Source organism: Rhodopirellula sp. J20-39, from assembly GCF_057365095.1.
This window is the reverse complement of the sequence record NZ_CP195123.1, coordinates 7,206,772-7,228,803: the sequence shown is the minus strand read 5'-3', so window position 1 is coordinate 7,228,803 and position 22,032 is coordinate 7,206,772. Positions and strand designations below refer to the sequence as shown.

Below are 22,032 nucleotides of genomic sequence, written 5' to 3'. Positions count from 1 at the left end.
CGTTGGAACGGAACTTTCTGCCCCGGTACCTCGTCTGCTATTCGTCACACCACTTTTTCTTTCAAGGCTTCGGTCAACCATGACCCAACGAAGAAATTCAATCCGTCGCAGTCGTAGTTTGAAAAATGCCGTTTCTAGGCAGCTCAACCATCAGACTTTGGAAAAACGAGAACTACTGGCCGCTGAAATTATCAGCGGTCCGCGACTGGTTAGCGTCGAGGCGGGAGCGGAGTCGCAAATCAGGCTGGAAGGCACCAGCGAGCAGAATCAGCTCACGACCGCCCCTCGCGAGTTGACCTTCCGTTTTGATGGCGATACCGCGATCGATTCATCCACTTTGGGTGGGATTCGGGTCATTGGGTCCGGCGGAGATGGCACGTTTGATGACGGCAATGAGTTGCTGATTCAGCCAGGAGTCTTGGATTTTGCAGACGACGAAGTGGGTGATCGCGTTGTGGTGGCGCGTTTCGCCGAAGCACTTCCAGACGATCGCTATCGGATTCAGATTGCTGGCTACGACGATTTCAATAATCAAGATGTGTTCGCCAATGCGCAGGGCGACGAGACGAACATTACCGCGTTGCGAAACCTCGCCGGCGAAGCGATTTTGCCCGCGGATCAGGTTGGATCTGCGACGCCGACTCTGAATATTGATTTTGAAGTCGAAGTAGGGCCGAAGGTCGTTGCAGTTGTGCCGCAGCCTGTTTCCGGTGTGGCAAACAATCGCGAGCAGGCGACTGACGAAATTCACGTCTATTTTAACGATGATCCGTTCTCGAATCCCGAAGCAGGAACGATCACCAACGCGGCGGTTCCAGAAGCTGGGCAATCGACTTCAAGTCTGTCGGTCGTCAATCCGCGTTTCTACTCTCTGTTCTTGACTCAAGACACAGTGGAGAACACGGACGATGTTCTCTTCACTCCTGAAACGATCATTTACGATCCCGTGGCGAACATGGCGATCCTGCGTTTTTCAGATGACCTGTCAGTTTTGACTGGCCGTGCTGATGGTGTGGGAACGTTCCGTTTGCGAGTTGGTAGCGGTGACGGGCTTGCTGGTGCGACAGATGTATTGAATGTGGCCGCCGAAGGCTCGACCGTTCTCGACGAAAGTGGTGCACCTGTCGCAGTCGGTTCGAACAATACGTTCGATGGTGGAACGATTACCGTTAGTGATGCCAGTGGAATGCAGGCACTCAATCCGACAGTAAGCTTCGATCCCGCTGACGGTGTCCAGAGTGTGGTGCTTCGTGGTGGATCGATCGAGAATACGGGGGCATACGTGCCGCCGTGGCCCGGTGCGTACGATGCTCCGGGTTCACGTGATCAGAGTCGCGATGCGAGTGTGGTTGGTCGTATCGATACTTCAGCGGGAATCAATGTATTCCCGTATAACTTTGCTAATCGGTATGGTGAGGATCCCAACGGCAACCCGCTTGATAACGCGATTTCAGAAGCACAGAAAGAGCGTGCTCGGGAAATTTTTGATCTCTATGAGTTGCATCTAGGCGTTACGTTTGTTGAAACCGAAGACTCGGGTCTTCAGATCGTTACCGGTGACCTTCGTGCGATTCAGGAAACCGTCGACACCGGCGCTGGTGAAGGTACCCCGTACAGTTTGTACCGTGTCAATGACCGCGATCCATCGCGTGGCATCTTGATCTTGGAAGCGGATGAAGGTTGGTACGACGGTTATGGTTTGTCGCCCGATGATAGCCCGAGCTGGTTCGTTGAAGGACTCCGCGGTATCGGAAACCTGTTGGGTATCGGCGATCTGTTCGAGCTGCCCGACGGAGTGGCGGCGGGTGGTAGTAGCCCTGACGAGCCGAATAGCGAAACTGACTCGAACGACGGCAGCCTGAGCGATGGTGGCACGAATGGTCTGGCGGGCTTCCCTTCGTTGCCGACCGAGCCTGACTTCTTAAGCCAAAGCGATATCACAATCGGCCAGGCTTTGCATCGTCCTGAAAGTAGCGATGTCGATTTCTATTCATTCACTATCGATTCGCCCACCGGCGTAGCGGCCGATGAGATTGTGGGTCGGGTTACGTTGGAAACCTTTGCACAGCGACTCGATGATGTCAGCTTGCTGGACACGCTGGTCCAGTTGTATCGCAAGAGCCCTGGCGACAACGGTGCGGTCAATTTTGAATTGGTAGCTCGTAACGACGATTCGTTCGGCGATGACTCGTATGTCCGAGTAGATCTGACCGCAGGTGATTACGTCGTCGGTGTCTCTAGCACCGGTAATGATTCCTATGATGGCGAGCAAGATGGCACTGGTGCTGGTGGTCTAACCGAGGGCGACTACGAGCTGCGTATCACGTTTGATACCACGTCGGGTGAAGCTAACGCCGACGCGCTTTCGGATCGACGCGGCACGCGTTTGGACGGCGATGCGGACGGTACCGCTGGCGGCGATTTCAACTTCTGGTTCCAGACCGCACCTGATACTAATCCTGGGGACACATCCGTCCCACGGACAATTTTCGTCGTGAAGGACACTGACGGGAACGACTCGAATTCGGGCTCGCTTGATTCGCCATACCGAACGATCCAAAAGGCGATCGCTGAATCAAAGGCCGGTGACATTATTCGTTTGTTGCCATCAGTCGGTAATGACGGTGACATCCAGACCGTCGGCGATAACCCTGCATATGAATTGGGTCGTGGCGGTCCGCTGAACGATGTCTTGATCGACGGCGAGACGTTCGAAGTTAAGAAGAACGTGACGGTCATGATCGACGCTGGGTCGATCTTCAAGATGCGAGATTCCAAGATTGTCGTGGGCAGTAGTGCTGTCGACTCGGACCGCTCTCTAGCCGCTATTCAGGTCCTCGGAACACCAGAATCGTCCGTTATCTTCACCAGTTACAACGACGAGTCGTTTGGGATCGATTCGAACTCAAATAACACAACACCGATCAGCGGCGACTGGGCCGGGATCGAGTTGCGAAACGACATCGATAACGCAGAAGGACGCGGCAACTGGGAAGATCAAGGTATTTTCTTGGACTTCGTATCGCACGCGGATATGCGATATGGCGGTGGTCGTACGGGACTTCGCGATGAAGTTGTGTCGCCGATCAAGATGTTCGAGAGTCGACCGACGTTGATCCATAACCAGATCTCACTGAGTGCGTTTGCTGCCTTCAGTGCTGATCCGAATAGCTTCCGCGAGGACAGCTTTCATGCACCGCGTTACCAGCCTGTAGAAGCTTTTACCAGTGACTACGATCGTGCCGGGCCGGAGATCTACGGCAACGTCGTGACGAACAATTCGATCAACGGATTGTTTGTACGCGTGCTTACTCCCGCAGTGGATGAACTGGAAACGTTGACGGTCAGTGGTCGCTTCGACGATACCGACGTCGTTCACGTTATCAGTGAAGTTTTGACGATCTCCGGTGCACCGGGTGGTCCAATCTTGTTAGAAGATCGACCAGATGTTGGCAGTGTGACTTTGACTGCCTCGACCGCGAACGAAACTACCCTTGCGGGTAACCCTGGGCTGACTGCAGGAACGTACCAATACAAACTGACCTTTGTTACCGATGAAGGTCATGAATCGTTGGTAAGTATGCCAACGAGTTCACGTATTCTGACTGGCTCAAGCAATGCGGTTGTTTTGAACAACTTGCCTTTGGCTGGCGAAGGCTTTTCGGGGCGAAATCTTTATCGCCGAGTCGTGGTCGGGGGAGTCGAATCTTATGAATTGGTGGCTCAGTTGGACCGGCGTACCCGCCAGTTCGTTGATTACGGGCAAGACCTGAAGCGTGAAGCGAACGTAGAGGTAAAGCCTGTTGCCAGTGGTATCGTTGCCGCGCGTTACACTGCGGCGGACCTTGGCCCAGGCGAAGTTTTGCCAGTCGGAACGTTGCAGCGTGACCGGGGCTACGACTACCGAATCACGTTTGCGGATGTCTACGGTGGCGAGACGGAAGCAAGTAGCGCGACTAACACCGTGGTTGCACTTCAAGATGGAGTGATTCGTTTAACGAACCTGCCTGTAGCCCCCGATGAGTTCATCGGTACCAATGTCTATCGTGTTGATCCAGCAACAGGGAAGTATTATCTGATTGCGGAGTTGCGTTTAGGCGAAACGACTCTGATCGATACTGGGTTCTCGCCAAATGCAACTACCGATGGGTCAGTGTTGGGACGTGAGTTGGGAGCCAACGCCAATGGCGGAACCAAGCTGTTGCCACGGTTTGACGCCCGATTGACGATCGATCCCGACACCATTGTCAAGTTCGATGCCTCTCGTATCGAAGTCGGAATCGGTGCGGACTTCTATGCTGAGGGAACCGATAGTAAGCCAATCATCTTCACGTCTCGAAACGACGATGAATACGGCATTGGAGGTACTTTTGACACCAACAACAACGGTGCAAGTGAGGGTGACAAAGGCGATTGGGGTGGGATCATGTTCCGCCAAGGGGCCACAGGGTCTATCGCGTACACCGACTTCCGCTATGGCGGTGGTGCGGCCGGTTCGGACTCCTTTAATGCTCTCGAAATCTTGCAGGCTGATGTTCGAGTCGTGAACTCAACGTTCATCAACAATGCCAGCGGTATCGAAAGTAACTCTGGCCCAACTGATATCCGAGGCGGGCAAGGGTTTAACGATTCCTCGACGATCTTCGTACGTGGATCGCAACCGGTCTTGATTGGTAACACCATCGTTGATGGCGACGGTGCGGCGATCAGTATCAACCCTGATGCTTTGGCATTCCAAGGCACGATTGATTCGGGACGCTCAACGGGTGGAATCGATCGTTTCGACGTTCGGCCCGATAACCAAGGTCCTTTGTTGCTGGACAACAAGCTGTCGGGCAACGCGATCAACGGTATGCGAGTTCGAAGCGAAATCGTCACAACGGATAGCGTTTGGGATGACACGGATATTGTGCACGTGGTGGAAGGTCCGATCTATTCGCTGACTCATCACTATCATGGCGCGTTGCGACTTCGCAGTGATGCCGATCAATCATTGGTTGTGAAGTTCTCTGATCAAGGAACCCTGGTCGGCGGGGGACGCGAGCTTGATATCGACGATCGAATCGGTGGCACTATCCAGGTTCTTGGATCGCCTGGATTCCCAGTCGTGTTGACTAGCTTGAATGACAACACTATCGGGGCTGGATTCACGCCCGACGGTCAATCCAGTTCAGACACCCTTGGTAACACAGATATTGCACCCGCAGCGGGCGACTGGATCGGTCTTCAAATCCAGCCTTATGCGAATGACCGAAACGTTGCCTACGTGTTCGAGAGTGAACGAGGAGAAGCCGGTGCGATCACAACGAACCAAGCTCCTGGTAACGCGCAGATCGTTGGTGATCTTGCCGCCGACGAGTATGCAGGCGACGAAAATAAGCGTTTAGGGATCACGGTTCGGGGCACTTTGGCAACCGATAACGACGTGGACACCTACCGTTTCACTGCCCCTGGTAAGACAATTGTTTACTTCGATATTGATGAAACAACCTTTGGGCTCGATACGGTCCTGGAGCTCGTCAATGTCAACGGAGAAGTCATCGCACGCAGCAACGATTCGTTGGCTGAAGCGGTTGATCCGACAAAGCTCTACGTCAACGGTGCATTGCCACAGGGTGTGAACGCCAGCGAAGTCCGTGCTCTTCCAACTGGACTTTCCAGTGGCAATGTCGAATCGGCCAACCCGCTGGATGCTGGTTTCCGTGTCGTATTGCCTGGCGATGCCGGTGTCGATACGAACTACTTCATCCGCGTTCGATCTAACAATGCGGAGACGATGGGCCAATACGAATTGGGCATTCGACTTCGGGGAACCGATGAGGTAGCCGGTTCGACTATTCGAGGCGCCGACATTCGTTACGCGACGACCGCGATTCAAGTAAGTGGTTCGCCGCTTCATAGCCCATTGTCGGGCGATTTCGGTGAAGAAGTTGTCTACATCGACCCAACGCCTGGCGATCGCAACAGCGGCGACGAAACCACTCGTGAAGCCGTCAACGATCGTCTGCAAGCAAGCCTTGGCGACGCTCAGGATCTGGGCAACTTGTTGACCACCGATCGAGCTTCGCTAGTAGTTAGCGGTGAAATTGGAAACTTGACGACTACCGATTTGGATCTGCGTATTGAGGACGTGGATATCTATCAGGTGCAGTTGGTTGCACAGCAATTGTCGCCAGATACCTTCGATAGCGAGAATCGTTTCGTAACTGCAACGTTCGATATCGACTATGCAGACGAATTGGCACGTGTGAACACAGTGTTGTCGGTTTACGACTCGCAAGGGCGTGTGATTCTGGTCAGTCGAGATAGCAATGTCACCGATGACCAAGGGCGTCCTTTGCAGGGTGTCGATTTGGAAAACCTAACGGCCGGTTCCGCAGGTGTGCAGGATGCCTACATCGGCCCCGTTCAATTGCCTGAAGGTACGTACTACGTTGTCGTTAGCAGCCAAGCTGCGGTGCCAGCAGTGCTTGACCAGTTCTTCACGCAGAACGCAACCAATCCTGACGTGCGTTTGATGCCGATCAATTCGATCCGCAACATCAGTCATGACTCCCTCGAAGAGTCGATCTTCTTCTCTTCGCGGCAGCTGGATTACACTGCCGAACGACCTGTGATCGAACCTTTGTTCGACGCTTCTTCACCGGTTGAATACACACTTGATGACATTCGACTGTTTATCAATTACGAAGGTGGTATTGCTGGTAACACGTCTAGTACGCTTGCGAGCTTCAACCCGTTTACCGGGACCATGGAACGCTTGATCGGATCCTTTGGTCCTGCGTCTGGCGACTTGGCCATTCGTGATGACGGTGAGTTGTTCACTTACAGTACGGGCAACAACCCATTTAACAGTGCTACGATTGGGAACTTCATTAACGTCGATCCCGCCGATGGCAGCGGCGGAAACACCGGTGACGATTCAATCACGTTCCGTGAAACGAATCCGAACGGCGTTAATAACCGAGTGGATACAGATGCTCAACTGATCATCAATGCGATGACTTTCCGTCGAAACGACTCCGCTTCGTCAATTAATACGAGCGTCGTATCGAATAACGAGACTTTCTGGGTGATCGGTAATCGTGATTCAGCCGGGACTGGCGGCGAGGTGCCGTTGTCACTGCGTACCAATATTATCTATCTCGCCGCTGCGGATAATGGCGAGATCCTTTCGCGGGGAAGTCGCCTAGCCACAGCGGACCGAAACTTCGGTGCGGCAACTTATTCGACCGTGTTCGGTCCGGCTTCCGACGAAGTCGAATTCGGGATTGTAGACACTGGTTTCATCGATATCACCGGTGGTGATGGTGGTGATATCACTGGGGTTGCGGCAATCAACAACTTTATCAGCCCGAATGGCGATCTCGTGGGGGTAACGGATCTAGGCGGTATTCACGTCTTCAATCCAAACTCAGGCGTCGCCGCACCGGTCGGTAGCACGGCGGAAGGCTACAACGACATCATCCCAACGGAGTTCTACGGATATCTCGAAGCCGATCCCGCTCACATCGGTGGTAGCACGCGGCTGATTGTTGATCCTAATGATAGCACTCAGTTCATCACCGTTCCTGTGTTTTCAGGTTTGTCCTATGGACCTCAGGTCGTCGAAGACGGCGTCTATGCTGAGACCCTATTTGCGACAACGCCTGATGGTTGGATGTATGCGTTCACGCTAACGACCAACGAAGCCGGTGAACTGACGACTGAACCTGCAAATGTATTCTACAACGGTCGTTCAGCGGTCCAGTTGAGCTTCGTCGATGGGTTCAGTGTAGGCCAGACTCCTAGTGGTCTTGCATTCAGTAACTTGGAATACAACCCCTGGCACTCGACGGTCGATCGTCGGGCCGATGATGGCCATGGTTTAGTGACGACCTATGACCAAAGTCGACTTAACACGAGTGGTGGGAACAGTCTTTACTTCGGTTTTGAAGTCACTGGCGATGCTGCGGATAACACCATCGCACGAGCCGACGGTGATGCGTTGGGGCAGATCGCTCCTGGCGGCAGCCATGGTTCGACCATTTCGGACTCAATCGATCTGCGAGAATACAGTGCTGATGATAAGCCAACGCTGTACTTCACCTATCACATCGAAGTGGAAGGGGATGACGATTACACGCCTGCTCGGGCCCAGAACGATAGCTTCCGGGTATTCGCCGCTGGTGACGATGGCGAATGGAAACTATTAGCAACTAATGATGCGTTCCGATCGCTTGGGCTTAGCGACGAGTACGACTATTACGCTGAAACCAATATCGATGTGCAGACCGTTTTCGATGACAACGAGGACGGTCAGTGGCGTCAAGTGCGAGCTGACCTTTCGGAATTCGCGGGCAGCCGTGATGTGCGAATTCGCTTTGACTTCAGCACCGCTGGATCGATGCGAAGTCACTTCGGTTCGATCGAATTGGTCGGTGTTGACGGTGAAACGATCGACGACAACGACCGCACCAGTTTGCAGAACGATGACGGATCGTTCTCCTTGTTGCAGACTGTTGTTGGCCGCGATGTGATCCTGCCAAGTGGCACGGACTTGATCAATGGCGATTCGTTTACGGTGACCTACAATAGCCCGTCTTCGGATTTGAATCCTCTGACCCAAACTGTGGTCTTCGTTGATACTTTGACAGTAGGTGGACCTGCTGCCGATGTGATCGAAGTTCTGATTGATCCCAATGCAACTCGAATTGAAGTTGCCAGGGCCGTTGCAGCCGCAGTGCCAGGTCAAATGCGACCTCGCGTGGATGGCGACGGAAATCTAAGTCTGTTGGCGGCTTCGGAAGTGACGATTGGAGAGACGCTCCAAGGTGGCCAAGCAAATCCGATTGACTTTGCCGGTACTTTCACTGTGTTGAATGTTCCGACCGGTGACACGGCTGCTGCAGGTAGCTCGACTTTGCCGGGCGAGCAGATCTTCATTCTCTATCCAGGCTTCTCGTCTGATGTGCTGCGATACGTTCGTACTGTCAACTCGACAGCCAGCCCGAACGAGATTATTGCTGATTCGGGTGATACCAAAGCGGAAATTGCAACTCGGATTCTGGAAGCGCTTCCAGCCGGTACTGCTTACTTAGATGGCGATAACAATGTTGTCTTCATTGAGGAAGGAGTGCAGGTCTTCGTCACCGCAGCTCCTTCTCAGGTGATCACCTCGGTGAACGCGGAAGCGGATGTTCGATCACGTATTGATGTTCGATCGGGTGCGGAACTAAACGATGATGAGTTGGTCGTTATCGACTACGTCGACGGCGGTGGGGTAAACCGCCAGTTTGCTCTCGCGTTTGATGATGGCGATGGCGTCCCGGCTGCCCTGCTGGCTCCTTATGATGCTAGCGAAGTTGTTGGGTTCTCCGATTCCGACAACGTGACGGTGGTCGCAAATGCGGTCTTCACCGCAATCAATAACAACGCGACTGCAGGAGCGTTCCTCGACCCGATTCAGGAAGGGACCACGATCCGCGTGCGGGTTGTTGATAGCAACGGCAACGATCTAGCCAACATTGATGCCGTTCAACAAGCCAACCAATTTGCTTCGCGCGATATTCAGGCGGTTGAGATAGAGTTACCCTCAACTGCTGCTGGTATTATCGATGGCGAGGTGATTTCTGTTACCGTAAACAACGCAACTTACAATGTCCGGTTCAATGATGCGGTGGGTACATCTGCGCTTGAGTCAGTTGTGTACAACAACAATACGCCGGTGAGGACCATTGCTGAACGATTTGCTGAGATTGCTCTGCCTGCAAATGTGGATTTCAGCATCTCTGGAAACAAAGTTATTGTTTATGGAGATACTGTTTCAGTCCGAGTCGATAACGCCGCTTCTAGGTTTACATCGACTGAACGTTCGGCCATCGAAATCACGGTTCCATCCGGTGCTCAAGCAAATGATCGGGACACGATCCAGCTGGACGCGGTGCTAGATGAAAACGGCCAAACTATCTCGATCGGAACAGAATTAACGCTTCGAGAGCGGCGCACAAACACTACAGCTGTTGTCAACGCTCTAAATTCTTTTGCTTTTGATAGTACCGATTCGGCCGAGGATATTCGAGACGCGTTAGTTGCCCGATATACAAATGTCGCAACAGCAACTAAAGGATCAACCAATCGGTTGATGGTGGTTGCGAATGATTTGATCACCACGGCTCCGGAATCGAGTGTCACACTTCAAATGGAAGAAGTGGCCGTCATCAATATCCCCGACGGCGCAGAATTGCGAACCGGCGAACAGATTGAATTGTCCGGTGGTGGCGAAACGGTCGTGATTACGTTCGTACGTGAAGGTACGGACCTACCCGATGATACGACGATCAAGATTAGCTTCAACGAAGCCGAATCGGCTGAGGACATTGCTGCCCGAATTGCAGCTAGGTTGCAGCAAACGAATCCCAACCTGAACGCGATCGAGTTGTTCAATGGTGTCGGTTTCGGTCTAGCTGTGTACGGCTCCAACGCCAACGTGATCACCAACCCGGCAATCACTACCGAAGGCGAACTGGAAGTCGACACCTATGTCATTCCGGTAACGCTCCCTTCAGGTGCAGACCTTATCGATGGCGAAGAAATCACGATCTATCGAAAGAATGATCCAACCAACGATTTGGGTGAGGTGTACACCTTTACGTTGACCCCGACCGGCCAGGCCAACGAGATTGGGTACGAGATTGGCGATTCGGCAGCTGAGGTGGCTGTGAAGTTTGTGGCTGCCTTGGACAAGAGCTTGGTGCCGTTGATTGTAGGTGCGGGTGGACGTGAAGTCCGATTAGTCAATGCAAGTTCGGTTGAAACCAACGATCCCGATTCACAAATCGTGTCTTGGGAAGCGGAGCAGGACACAGTATCGAACTTCTCGTACACGGCCCGCGCGGTCCCCGTCTTGGTCAATTCGACCATGGATAGCGTCGAGGTTACTGATCAGCTTCGCCGTGCGTTAAGGTTCAGCTTAGGCACCAACGCGGCGCAACTTTATGAGTACGAGTCTACAGCTTCTTTGGAAAGCTATAAGAAGTCGGCCGAAGACCGGATCCGTGTCTACAGCACATTCGTTGCCGACCCGGGACCTTATGGATTGAATCAGCTCGACTTTAACTTGGCGATGCCAGGTGATGAGTTTGGTTTAGGAGCCCCAATTGCGTTTGCAAGCTCTCAAAGAAGTACCGCCGGTGCGCAAAACAACGTCGTGGAAGGCGTTTACATCGACGATATCGTCGTCGGATTCGCTGAGCGTGGCGAAGTCGTGTTGTACGAGAACTATGGTGGTCAGCCTGCGAATTCGAACTTCGTGTTGGATCCCGCTTATATTCCTGACTCGCGTGCGGACAGCGTTCAGCCAGAACATGCTGATGAAATCTTAGTCGGACCGTACGCCCTAGAAATTCGCACCGCTGATGAATATGGCGTTCCGGAAGACTACGATCCAATCAACTTATATCTGGACGAGCAGTTAGGTCTGGGCCGGTCCTTTGATACCAATGATCGTTTGGCAGACGGGGCCGTGACGATCGTTGCTCCAGAGGGCATCGACCTGAAGGACGGAGACTTCTTCGTTCTAGATGACGGAACTCAACGTCTAACTTTTGAATTTGATAGTCGTTACGAACCCGGTGTTGATATCGCTGCGGGTAACGTGCCGGTCTACTTCGATCCTGCCAATACGGCTGCGGAAGTAGCTGCTTCGATTCGGGATGCGATTAATTCCGACCAAGCACAAGATACGCTAACGATTCTTGCTGCGACGGGTGATAGCCGTGAAAGTGGAACGTCGACCTCACGAAGAGTGGAGTTGTTCGGCGGCGAAGTATTCGTCAATCCAGGTTCGGGCCGTACGCTGAAACTCGACATGGTTGCTGAAGAGACCTACGCAGGTCGCTACACCAATCGTCGAGTTTCCATCATCGACCATGATTCCGATACCGTCGACTACGTTCTGTATACAGACCAATTGGCCCAAGCAGCGGTCCCTGGCTATGTATCGGGTGACACATTGATCGCGACCGGTAAGATCGGTGATCCGGTAGCCATTGGGATTAGTCCCGGTAGTAGTGCGGACGATGGCGGTGTTCAGATTACCGATCCGACTTTCGACATGGATGTGGTGCGGGTTTACTTGACCGCGGGCGAGGCGATCGATATCGATGTCGACACGACTGGTCTGTTCCGAACCGGTGTCAGTTTGCAGTTGCCTTTCGTAGCGATTGTCGAAGCGGGAACGATCTTCTCGGAAACCTCGCTGAATTTCGCTTTCGCTCAGAACGAAGCGGTCGCACCTGCGACTGAAGGTACCTTTGCGACGTCGGACTTCTCTCAACCCACAATCGGACTTGGTGAGACCCAAGCGGGAGCAAACCTTACCTTCACGCCACAACGCTCTGGCTACTATGACATCGTTATCAGTAGCACGGCACGATACTCGGGTGACCCTGGGCCGATCAGTCTTACCGACGCCCAGTCTGGTGATTACCAAATGACGGTTCGTCCGGCAGACGACCTTGGCGAAGAGTATCGCGATGTGTTGATGACCGATTACCACTTCGGAATTACGGATGTCAACCGAACTCAAGATCAAGGTCAATTGATCATCGAGGGTAACTTCATCCGCGATTCAGCGAATGTCGGTATCTCTTCGGTGATGGATCCTGATGTTCCGATGACGGCACGACTACTGCGAGATACGAACTCGTTTGGATTAATTCCGGGTGCTGTGATCATGAACAACGTGATCAGCAATTCTGGATCGATCGGGATTGAAATTGGTGGCGGTGACTTCGGTGAAAACCAAACCGGTACAGCGAATATCTTCAGTCGTGTAGTCAATAACACGATTGTGAACGAAGGATCGGGAACCGGTATCGATGTGAGCGGCCGAGCTGCTCCAACGTTGTTGAACAACGTGATTGTTGGTTTCAATCAGGGAATCAATGTCGATACTTCCGATGCATCGTTGACGGTATCCGATGGGAACGCGTTCTCTGGAAACACGACCAACAGTTCATTGCCACTGGGCAGTGCGTCGGTAGACATTCCGACCACGACTGAACTGTTCTCAGGTAGTGACTTCATCCCGCGTGCGGGAAGCGGTCTGATCGACAATTCGTATACGTCCTTGGGCGACCGTGAAAACTTCTTCAACACGGTCAAAGAGCCGGTAGGAATTTCACGTTCACCGATTTTGGCACCGGACTTTGATATTTACGGACAACGTCGTGTCGACAGTTTGACCGGTGTGCCTAACGGCGGTACTGGCTCGAACCCGTTCATCGACCGCGGTGCGATTGAGAACGCTGACTTCCGACGCCCTAACGCGATTCTCAACAATCCGTTCGACGCTCCTGACGTGACCGCTGCTGGTGCTCCGACGGACCTTACGTTCGCTGGTGATACCGACCCTCAGCAGTCCTACATCCGTTTGGTGAATCCGAATCAGTTTACTGAGTACTTCGAAGTTCAACTGATTGACGAGGCGGGGACGGGCTTGGATGCAAGCACGATCACCCGCGACACAATTCTCTTGACGGAAAACGGACGACAGTTGTTGCCAGGTCGTGATTACACGTTTGGCTATAGCGAGAACAGTCGTACGATTCGGTTGACACCGCTGGCCGGTGTTTGGAATCAAGACTCGGTTTACGAAATCACGCTGAATAACCAGGTTCGCCGGGTTGTCGAAGTTGGTGATGGCGGTTCGATCGCCGATGGCGACCAAGTCGTTATCGCGGATCTGACAGGGCGTGAGACTGTATTCGAATTTGATTCCGGCTACACACTTGGCATCCCAGGCAGCGAGAGCTTGGTGATCACCGATGTGGTCAACGGATTCAATGACACAGATACTTTCACGATCACTTCGCGTGATGGTCTGAATACGTTCACTTTCGAAATTGATACCAATAACGCAACCGCTTCCGCTAATGTGGCTATTCCACTTTCAGGTGCGGGGACAATTGCTGGCGTTCGTGACGCAATCTTACGTGTCTTGAGCCCACGACAATTCGGTGATTTGACATCGACTGACTACGGTGCCGAATTGGGACTGGCACCCGTTGCCGTCGGCAGCGATTCGATTCAGCTTGGAACGCTTCCAACGGTCTTTGCAGATACCGATCCACCGGTAGTTGAATTGCCAGGTCACGTTGTTGATCTGAGCCAAATCAGCTCAGGACTTACCAAGGTTGGTACATCCAACTCGGTAGTCGATGGGGATCAGTTCACATACACCCGCGACGGTAACGCGATCACGTTCGAGTTTGATTCGGACAATTCCATCTCGGCAACTGACGAGACAGGTCTATTCCGCCGGATCGCATTCAATCGTACCGATACGCCGGACGAGATTGCTCTGTCGATTGCAACTGCATTGCGACAATCATCGCTTGGTTTGACCGGTGCTCGGGCAATTGGCGATGGTCTGGTTTCGGTTGGTGGCTTGGAAGGTGATACGATCGAAATGGTCGACTCCGACTTGGTTTTGACTGGGGCACCAGGTGTGACTCCATTCCTAAGTATTACGGTTGCCGATACGGCAACTGGCCAACGAGTTCATGATTCGATCGTCACGGTCACGGTAGGCGATCGCACGGAAGGTTTCCGGTTCACAACCGATTCAAGTCAGGCGTTCCCCGAAAACTCGGTCGAGGTTGATCCAGAATCGGATGCAGTTGAAGTAACCGAGGCGTTAGCGGCAGCGATGCTTTTGGTGTTCGGAAACGATTTGCCTGTCACTGTCGAAGGTCAGACGATTTCGCTTAACGAAACACCTGCGGATCAAGTCGGCGATCTCGTTGTACTCGATGTTTCGGGCAGCCCATTCTTGTCACAAGATGGCATCAGCGGTGGAGCGATCGCAGTTGAGTTTGTGCCAAGCGATTCTCTTTCGGCCACGTCCGTTGCTGCTTCTCTGCAAACAGCGATCACGGATTCCAGTTTGGATGTTGAGGTGTTCGCACCTGGTGGAGGCGTTCTGTGGATTACCGATACGAGTGACGCTCAGTTGATCACCAATGGTGGTTTGACGACGACTGGTACCGAAATTCTTCCTGCAGTTACGGACTTGGCGGGTAACCCTGTTAATCCAACACGATCGAACGATGAGACTCGCTTCACGATTATCATGCCGGAAGTGGGCTTTGATTTTGGGGATGCACCCTCGAGCTACGGCACGCTTTTGGTCAGTCCAACACCGAACTTGCCGACAACCGATCTAGGCTACATTCAGGGCAACGGTGCTCGACATGCGGTCATTGGTGGTAGTTCCAACAGCCGTCTTGGTTTCGTTATCGATACTGAAGGCAACGGGCAACCGTTCAGTAGTGGCTTGGCCGACGACACACGTCAGACCTTTAGCTTCACCGTTACGTCAAGCGATATCACGGTCGACAATTCAGTTGTGAGTAGTCAAACGTTGACGATCGATGCCACGCCAGCCTTCGGCGAACGCATCACGCTTCAACTGGGAAGTCAAACCGTTGTCTATGAATTGGTCGATCCGAACGAGAACCCGAGTGCCAACACGGTCGCGGTTCTTATTAATGCTGATTTCACCCCAGCCGAAGTTGCCGACGCACTGCTCAATGCGATCCAGTCCACGTTGAGCCAACTCGGCGGTGGGTTCGAAGCGGGCCTCGATAGCGAAGCGACGATTCGTTTGACCGCCCTCGACGATGAAGACGGTGTTTCCATCGTTGAATTCCGGGCCGATCCAACTGATGACCCTTCCTTCTTCTTTGGTCGTTATGCCGACAACGGAGCCGTACTCGACGCCAGTCAAGCCGGTCGCGTTTTGGGTTACGTTAACCCGCTTGATCCTGCTGGAACTAACTTCCAGGTCTATGTCACCGGCGGCGGATTGGTCGACGCGTGGATTGACTTCAATGGAAACGGTCGTTTCGATCAAGATGGCACCGAACAAATTCTGCGGAACGTGCCAGTGGTCGAGGGTATTAATACGTTGAGCATTGCTCAGCCAGGCTTCGACGTTGCCGATGGTAATACTTGGTTGCGAATCCGACTTAGCGATGCTGGCAACACGAGCCCAACGGGTGTTGCGATCGGTGGTGAGGTCGAGGACTACCAAATCACGGTTCTGAACATTGAAACGCCGACTCCGACAGCGGCTGATTTCGTTGCTGTGGAAGATACGCCACTTCGAATCGACACCACGACCAATGCTTCGAATCCGCCGTTGGAAATCAACGAAAAGGTACTGATCGATCCTGACACCGTCGCGGATCAATTGTTGCCAGTTCGGTACTTCCCACAATTGCCACTGTTGAATGTGGATCCGGCCGATACGAGTTATCCCAACGACGACGTTTTGACTTATAAGACGCCACACGGGATTTTGGAGATTAACTTGACCATGGGTGACGATCTGAGTGGATCGTTCTTGTATACCGCGGATCAAGACTTCTTCGGCTTGGATTCGTTCCAGTACCGCTTGTCGACTCAGCAGAACTCGACGTCAGCTGGGCAAGGTGGCGATAATCTGGCCAAGGTCACCATCAGCGTGCTTCCGGAAAATGACGCACCGGGTGCAACGACGACCGGTTTCGTCGGATTTGAGGCGACCTCGGACGGTGGCGATGGAACGCTCGTGATCAACGCGACTGAGTTGGTCGCGGCTGCAACGCCCGACTTCGATTTGGGTGAAGCTAATGCACCCCAAAACGAAGACAACCAAACGATCTTCGTGCGAGCGATCAGCACCAACAGTGGAACGATTGTTGCGGGCGGTTCGAATACGACATTGACCACCAGTCGTGGCGGGACGATCACTGTTGTCTTTGATGATGAGACGGATCCGAAATGGATTACGCAGGTGATCTACACACCGGCTGCCGATTTCAATAGCGATACCGGCTTATTAGGCGAGTTGGCGTTGGACGAATTCTCGTTCACGCTGATCGATGACGGTATCTCCATCCTTCCTGCGGACCTGACAGCGAAGCTGTTCGAACTGAATGAGCCTGTTAATCCAGGTGACGAAGATTCTCGTCCTCTTCGCTTGGACGCCTTGTCGCAATCGCCGTACTTTATCGACGATGATGGAAGCGGAGGATTGCTGCAGGATCAGTTCATGCACCCAGCGGTTAACGGTCCCGGGACCACAGCAGCGGAGTCCACTGCAACGGCTATCATTCGGGTTGTTCCTCGGAACGATGCACCGGCATTGACGACTGACTATGTCGGCTTGACCGACGCGACTGGCAATGTGAACGCTGACTTCCTGGCTTTCTATCCTGATCCAGCAACCCGTCCGGTTCCGACTGAAGATACGACGTTTGTGTTCTCGTCTGATTACTTGCTAGGCAATGATGCAGCGGGCCCAGCAGGTGCGATTGACGAAATTGAACCACGCTCTACCAATGATGGATCGATGCGTGTGGTCTCCGTAGCGATGGACCCAACTAGCTCCGAAACTCTCGGACGTGGAACGATTTCGCTCAATCGTCAAACTGGCATGATCACGTTCACGCCGGCTCCAGACGTATACGGACCAGTGACGTTCACCTACACGGTGACTGATAGCGGAATCAATGAGAGCACGAATATCGCTCCGGGAAGTGTTTCTGATCCGACGGTACGCGGCGGACAGATTTCGACGCCGAAGACGACAACAATCACCTCAACGATTTTTGTCGAACCGGTCAACGATGCTCCGGTTGCCTACGATCGTCTGCGTCAAGCGGTTGAAGACTCGACATTGACGATTGATGTCGAAACGATGCTGAACGCGTCATTGACGACTAGTTCAAACATTGTGGCAACAAGCAACAGCGTGACCGTGCCGAACGGTAGTGAACTTCGTAACGGTGAGGTGTTGATCCTTACCGCGACCAACGGTCGTCAAGGTACGATTGAGTTCAACACCACCGGTGTCGCTTCGAATGGAACTGACTTCGTAGTCCAGTACTCGGCCGAGGAAACTGCAGCACAGCTTGCTGTGCGAGTTCAAGCGGCGATTCGGTCGCTAGGCTTCGGTGCTGCGATCAGCGGTACGATCGCAGGTCAAGTGAACTTCACTAACACCACCGCGGTTAGCGATGTGGATGGTCAAGGTACCGTTCAGGTCAATGTATTCTCGCAAGTGTTGACGGTGCCATCCGGTCTTGAACTTCGCGATGGTGAGCGACTCGAAGTGACGGATGCCAGTGGTAACGAATTCGTTTACGAATTTACGTCGACCGGGAATGTTGAGGATGGGGTAACCCCGATCCTGTTCCGATTGACCGATACCGCGTCTCAAACGGCTACCGCTCTGGCGAGTGCTTTGTTCCTCGACGGATTCGGTGCAGAGGCATCGGACGTGTTCGCAGGCCAAGTCAACGTGACGGATGTTTCTGACGTCGTTGTCAACAACGTGCTGTCGGAAATCGATTACAGCTTGTCGACTTTGACGTTGCCAGCGGCTGCCGACTTGATCAACGGTGAAACGATTACCGTGACAAATGGCACCGGCGTTAACGCGACCACAATTGTCGTTGAATTCAATACCACTGGATCGCCAAGCTTCGGAACTGACCTCGTTGTTGCTTACGACTCTTCGACGGAAACGTCGTCTCTGGTCGCTAGCCTGCTCACTCAGCTTCGTGCTGTGGGAATTGGTGCCCGGCTCTTTGACGGTGCTGTTCAGTTCGGGGATCTGCAAGACGTTGAGTCTGCGTTCGCTCCAAGTGGTTTGACCATCAGCACAGACGAATTGCTTGTGCCTTCGGGAACCGGATTGATCGACGGGCAACGTATTCAAGTCGTCACCTCTGCGGGTGATCAGTTTATCGTCGAATTCAACACATCCGGAATCGCTCCCGATGGTGTTGATGCAGCGGTTGGATTTACCGCCGGCAGCAGTGCCGTTAACGTGGCGACTGAACTGCAGAACCAGCTTCGTCAACTTGGCTTGGGCGTTATCGCTGACATCAGTGCTCTGGACGTTCCAGCAGGGCTTGCACGAGTTTCGCTGCAAACTCTCAGTAACTCTAAGATTGGCGAGCTGTCTGCGGCACCTGGTAACTTCGACGTTCAATTGGACTCGCCTTATAACGAAAGTATCCAGACCGCCGACCTGGGAATTACCTCGGTTACCGTGAACGGGCAAACGCTAGATCTGACGGATCCAAGCACTGCCAACTTGGTCAGTGCGAACTTGTACCTGACCGGTGGAACAGAGGCCGAACGGGTAGAACTGCGAAGAGATCTCGCGGGGGCCAATGCTGCTATCGCTAACAACGAAGCCGTTTTGATCAGCGACATCGGAGGCGTCTATCGCTTCGTGATCGGAGACCCCGTGTTGGTTGCCGTGGGCACGAGCCAGGAACGAACTCAACGATTCTTTGAGACGATCCAGTACACTCCACCTGCTGTCATTGATGCTGGTCTTACACTCTTGCCTGAAGAGGATTTGACATTCCGAATCACTGACAACGGTGCAACGGAAATAACACCGGGGACTCGCGGGCAAGACGCTTTGACTTCGGAAATGGCTGCCACACTGACCATCCAAGTTGGAACCGGTAAGGCGGCACCGATCATCAATCCTGATACGCCGACCTTAAGTGCAACTGGTCCGACCACGATCAATGTGCTTGACAACGATATCGACGTTGATGGAGTCATCCAGCGTGATACGGTGTTCATCACGACATTGCCCGAGTTTGGTAGCGTCACGGTTAACGATGATGGCAGCATCACCTATGAACCGTTCACGAACTTCCCTGGCCGGGATGAGTTTGGCTACAAGGTCTTGTACGGTCGTGGTTTGGAAAGTGAAGAGGGACTCGTGACGATCAGCCCGAACACGGCACCGGTTGTTGTCAACGATTCGACATTGGCCTATCGAAACGAACCGATCATTATCTCGGTTTTGGCCAATGACAGTGATGCCGATGGTCTGGATGTTACCAGCATTCAGATTGAATCGGGGCCATCCTTCGGTGACGTGACACCACTTGCCGATGGAACGATTCGTTACACGCCAACGGCTAACTTCACCGGAAGTGACCAATTCCAGTACTCGGTTGCTGATGTTAACGGTCGTCGTAGTGGAGTTGCGACGGTAAACATTCAAGTGGTTATCAGCAGCTTGCAGAACCCTGATAACAAGTTCGACGTCAACGACGATGGCGAAGTATCGGCCATCGATGCACTACTGATCATCAACCATCTAAATCGGTATGACGTAATCGTCGCCGGTGGCGGAACCCCAACAACAGCACAGAACCTTGTTGCTGATGCGAATGATCCGAAGCCGAACTACTATGACGTATCGGGTGACCGAGCGATCGCTCCCTTGGATGTGTTGCAGGTCATTAATGAACTGAACCGACGCGATACCGTTGGCAGCGTGAGCGAACCGCTTGTAGCGTCACAATCGCCGGTCAGCAGTTCGGCGAATGCCAGTGGTGAACCGCTTGGTCTGGTCGCTTCGGCAGAGCCGCTCGATATTCCGCAGTCGTCCGATTCGATGTGGGACGGTGTGGTTGGGTCGGATGCTTTCGACGAGGTTTCTAAGGTGGTCGGTGGATCCTCGTCTGAAGTGGATGAGGACGTTTTGGAGCGTTTGGCTGCATCGCTCCAAACAGCCAGTTCGGAAGAGAGTGCCGAGTCGACCACGGATCATTCTTCCGCGATTGACGTCGCGATGTCACGATTGCTGTAGTTAATCGACGAGTACGACAGCCAGTTCAGCACCTGACACCTTATCGAGATCTATGTCTCGCTAAGGTGTCGAAGTTGACTGTTTTGTAGCGTTCGCTGAGTCGGACGCGATTTCGGCAGACGACTGAAAAGCGATTAGCGAAAGTGTTCTACAACCGCACTGTTTCGTCCGCCGTCTTTGGCTTGATAGAGCAGTTTGTCGGCGCGAACGAACCAAGATTGTTCATCGTCGTCGCTTCTTAGCCGAGCCGCTCCGATGGATAGTTTGACGTGTCCAAGATCCTTGCCGCTCTCACTAAGTTTTAGTGGGGTGGAGGCAAAGAACTTTCGTAGGGTGTTGGCTAGCTCATTGGCTTGCAAGTAGTCTTCAACATCGACGATGATGGCGAACTCATCACCGCCGATCCTGGAGATCAAAGCTTCGGGGCAATGTCGGGCGAGTTGTGAAGCAACATACATGATGACCTTGTCACCACTTTCATGGCCAAACGTGTCGTTGATACTTTTAAAGTGGTCAATGTCGATGATGAATAGGAAAATATGCCGGTCATCACGATTTGAGGCGGCGAGCGATTTGCGTGTTCCAATCTCGAAATGTCTTCGATTGCCAAGACCCGTTAACGGATCGGTCATTGTCGCGCGTTGAGACTCGATCAACTCATGTTGCAGGTTTTCTACCTTTCGCTGCGAGGCTATGAGTTGGTTCTGCAATTCCAAAATATGGTTTTGCATTGCAGTGTTGCTGACTAGCAACGCTTTCGTGCAATCCGTAACGGTTTGACGAGAAGGGTTGTCTTCGGACAACGCTCCACATGCTTGGTTGATGGAGTTGCCAAAGTCCGCACCTACCTGGATCTGTTTTTGGACGACATTACTGAGCGAACTCATCTCGGCGATCAGTTCGTCCGCCATCCGCTCGCCCGTCTTTTCAATCGGGGTGCAGTACTGGTCGTGAAGTTGGTCGAGCATTTCCACTGAAACAGCGTTCACGTGATCGACCGCGTGCGATAGGTTCGCGATGATGTCGTCAACGCCTTCTACGTATCGGTACCAAACTTCATACACATTGGGAGTCGGAGGCGTTTGAAAACGGCCTACGTGTGCCAGTGCCTGTTTGGCGATGTCGAACGGCGTAGTGTCGGTGTTGGACATGCGAATCTGATTGGATATTCACGAAAACTCCCCAGACGACCTGGAACACACAGGCTGCTGGCGACGAGGCGGAGATGAGGGATGCGGGTTTTCCCTCAAAAGTGTCAATCGGATAACACCGAATGTCCACTTGAGAAAAGAGCCGTCGCATCAGGGATGGAAGGGTTATGCACCCTCCGGTTATCCACATCGACACGGATGCATCTCACAATGCAAACGTTT

The 22,032-nt window shown here is 53.0% G+C and carries 2 protein-coding genes; one reads left to right on the top strand and one right to left on the bottom strand.

The genetic code is table 11. The annotated features are described in order from the left end of the window. Positions 1-79: 79 nt before the first annotated feature. The gene (locus ACR3ZL_RS26210) at positions 80-20,659 is read left to right on the top strand and encodes a tandem-95 repeat protein (RefSeq protein WP_486173085.1); all 20,580 of its coding nucleotides are present in this window, start codon (positions 80-82) and stop codon (positions 20,657-20,659) included. A 134-nt stretch (positions 20,660-20,793) separates the two neighbouring features. Here ACR3ZL_RS26210 and ACR3ZL_RS26205 read toward each other — a convergent pair whose 3' ends face one another. Continuing rightward, on the bottom strand, positions 20,794-21,810 hold the full coding sequence (locus ACR3ZL_RS26205; RefSeq protein WP_473650145.1) for a GGDEF domain-containing protein: 1,017 nt from the start codon (positions 21,808-21,810) through the stop codon (positions 20,794-20,796). Between the last annotated feature and the right edge of the window lie 222 nt (positions 21,811-22,032).

Bases quoted from the DNA above. Each gene is read 5' to 3' on its own strand.
- ACR3ZL_RS26210 (WP_486173085.1), top strand. From the start codon at position 80: ATGACCCAACGAAGAAATTCAATCCGTCGCAGTCGTAGTTTGAAAAAT.
- ACR3ZL_RS26205 (WP_473650145.1), bottom strand. From the start codon at position 21,810: ATGTCCAACACCGACACTACGCCGTTCGACATCGCCAAACAGGCACTG.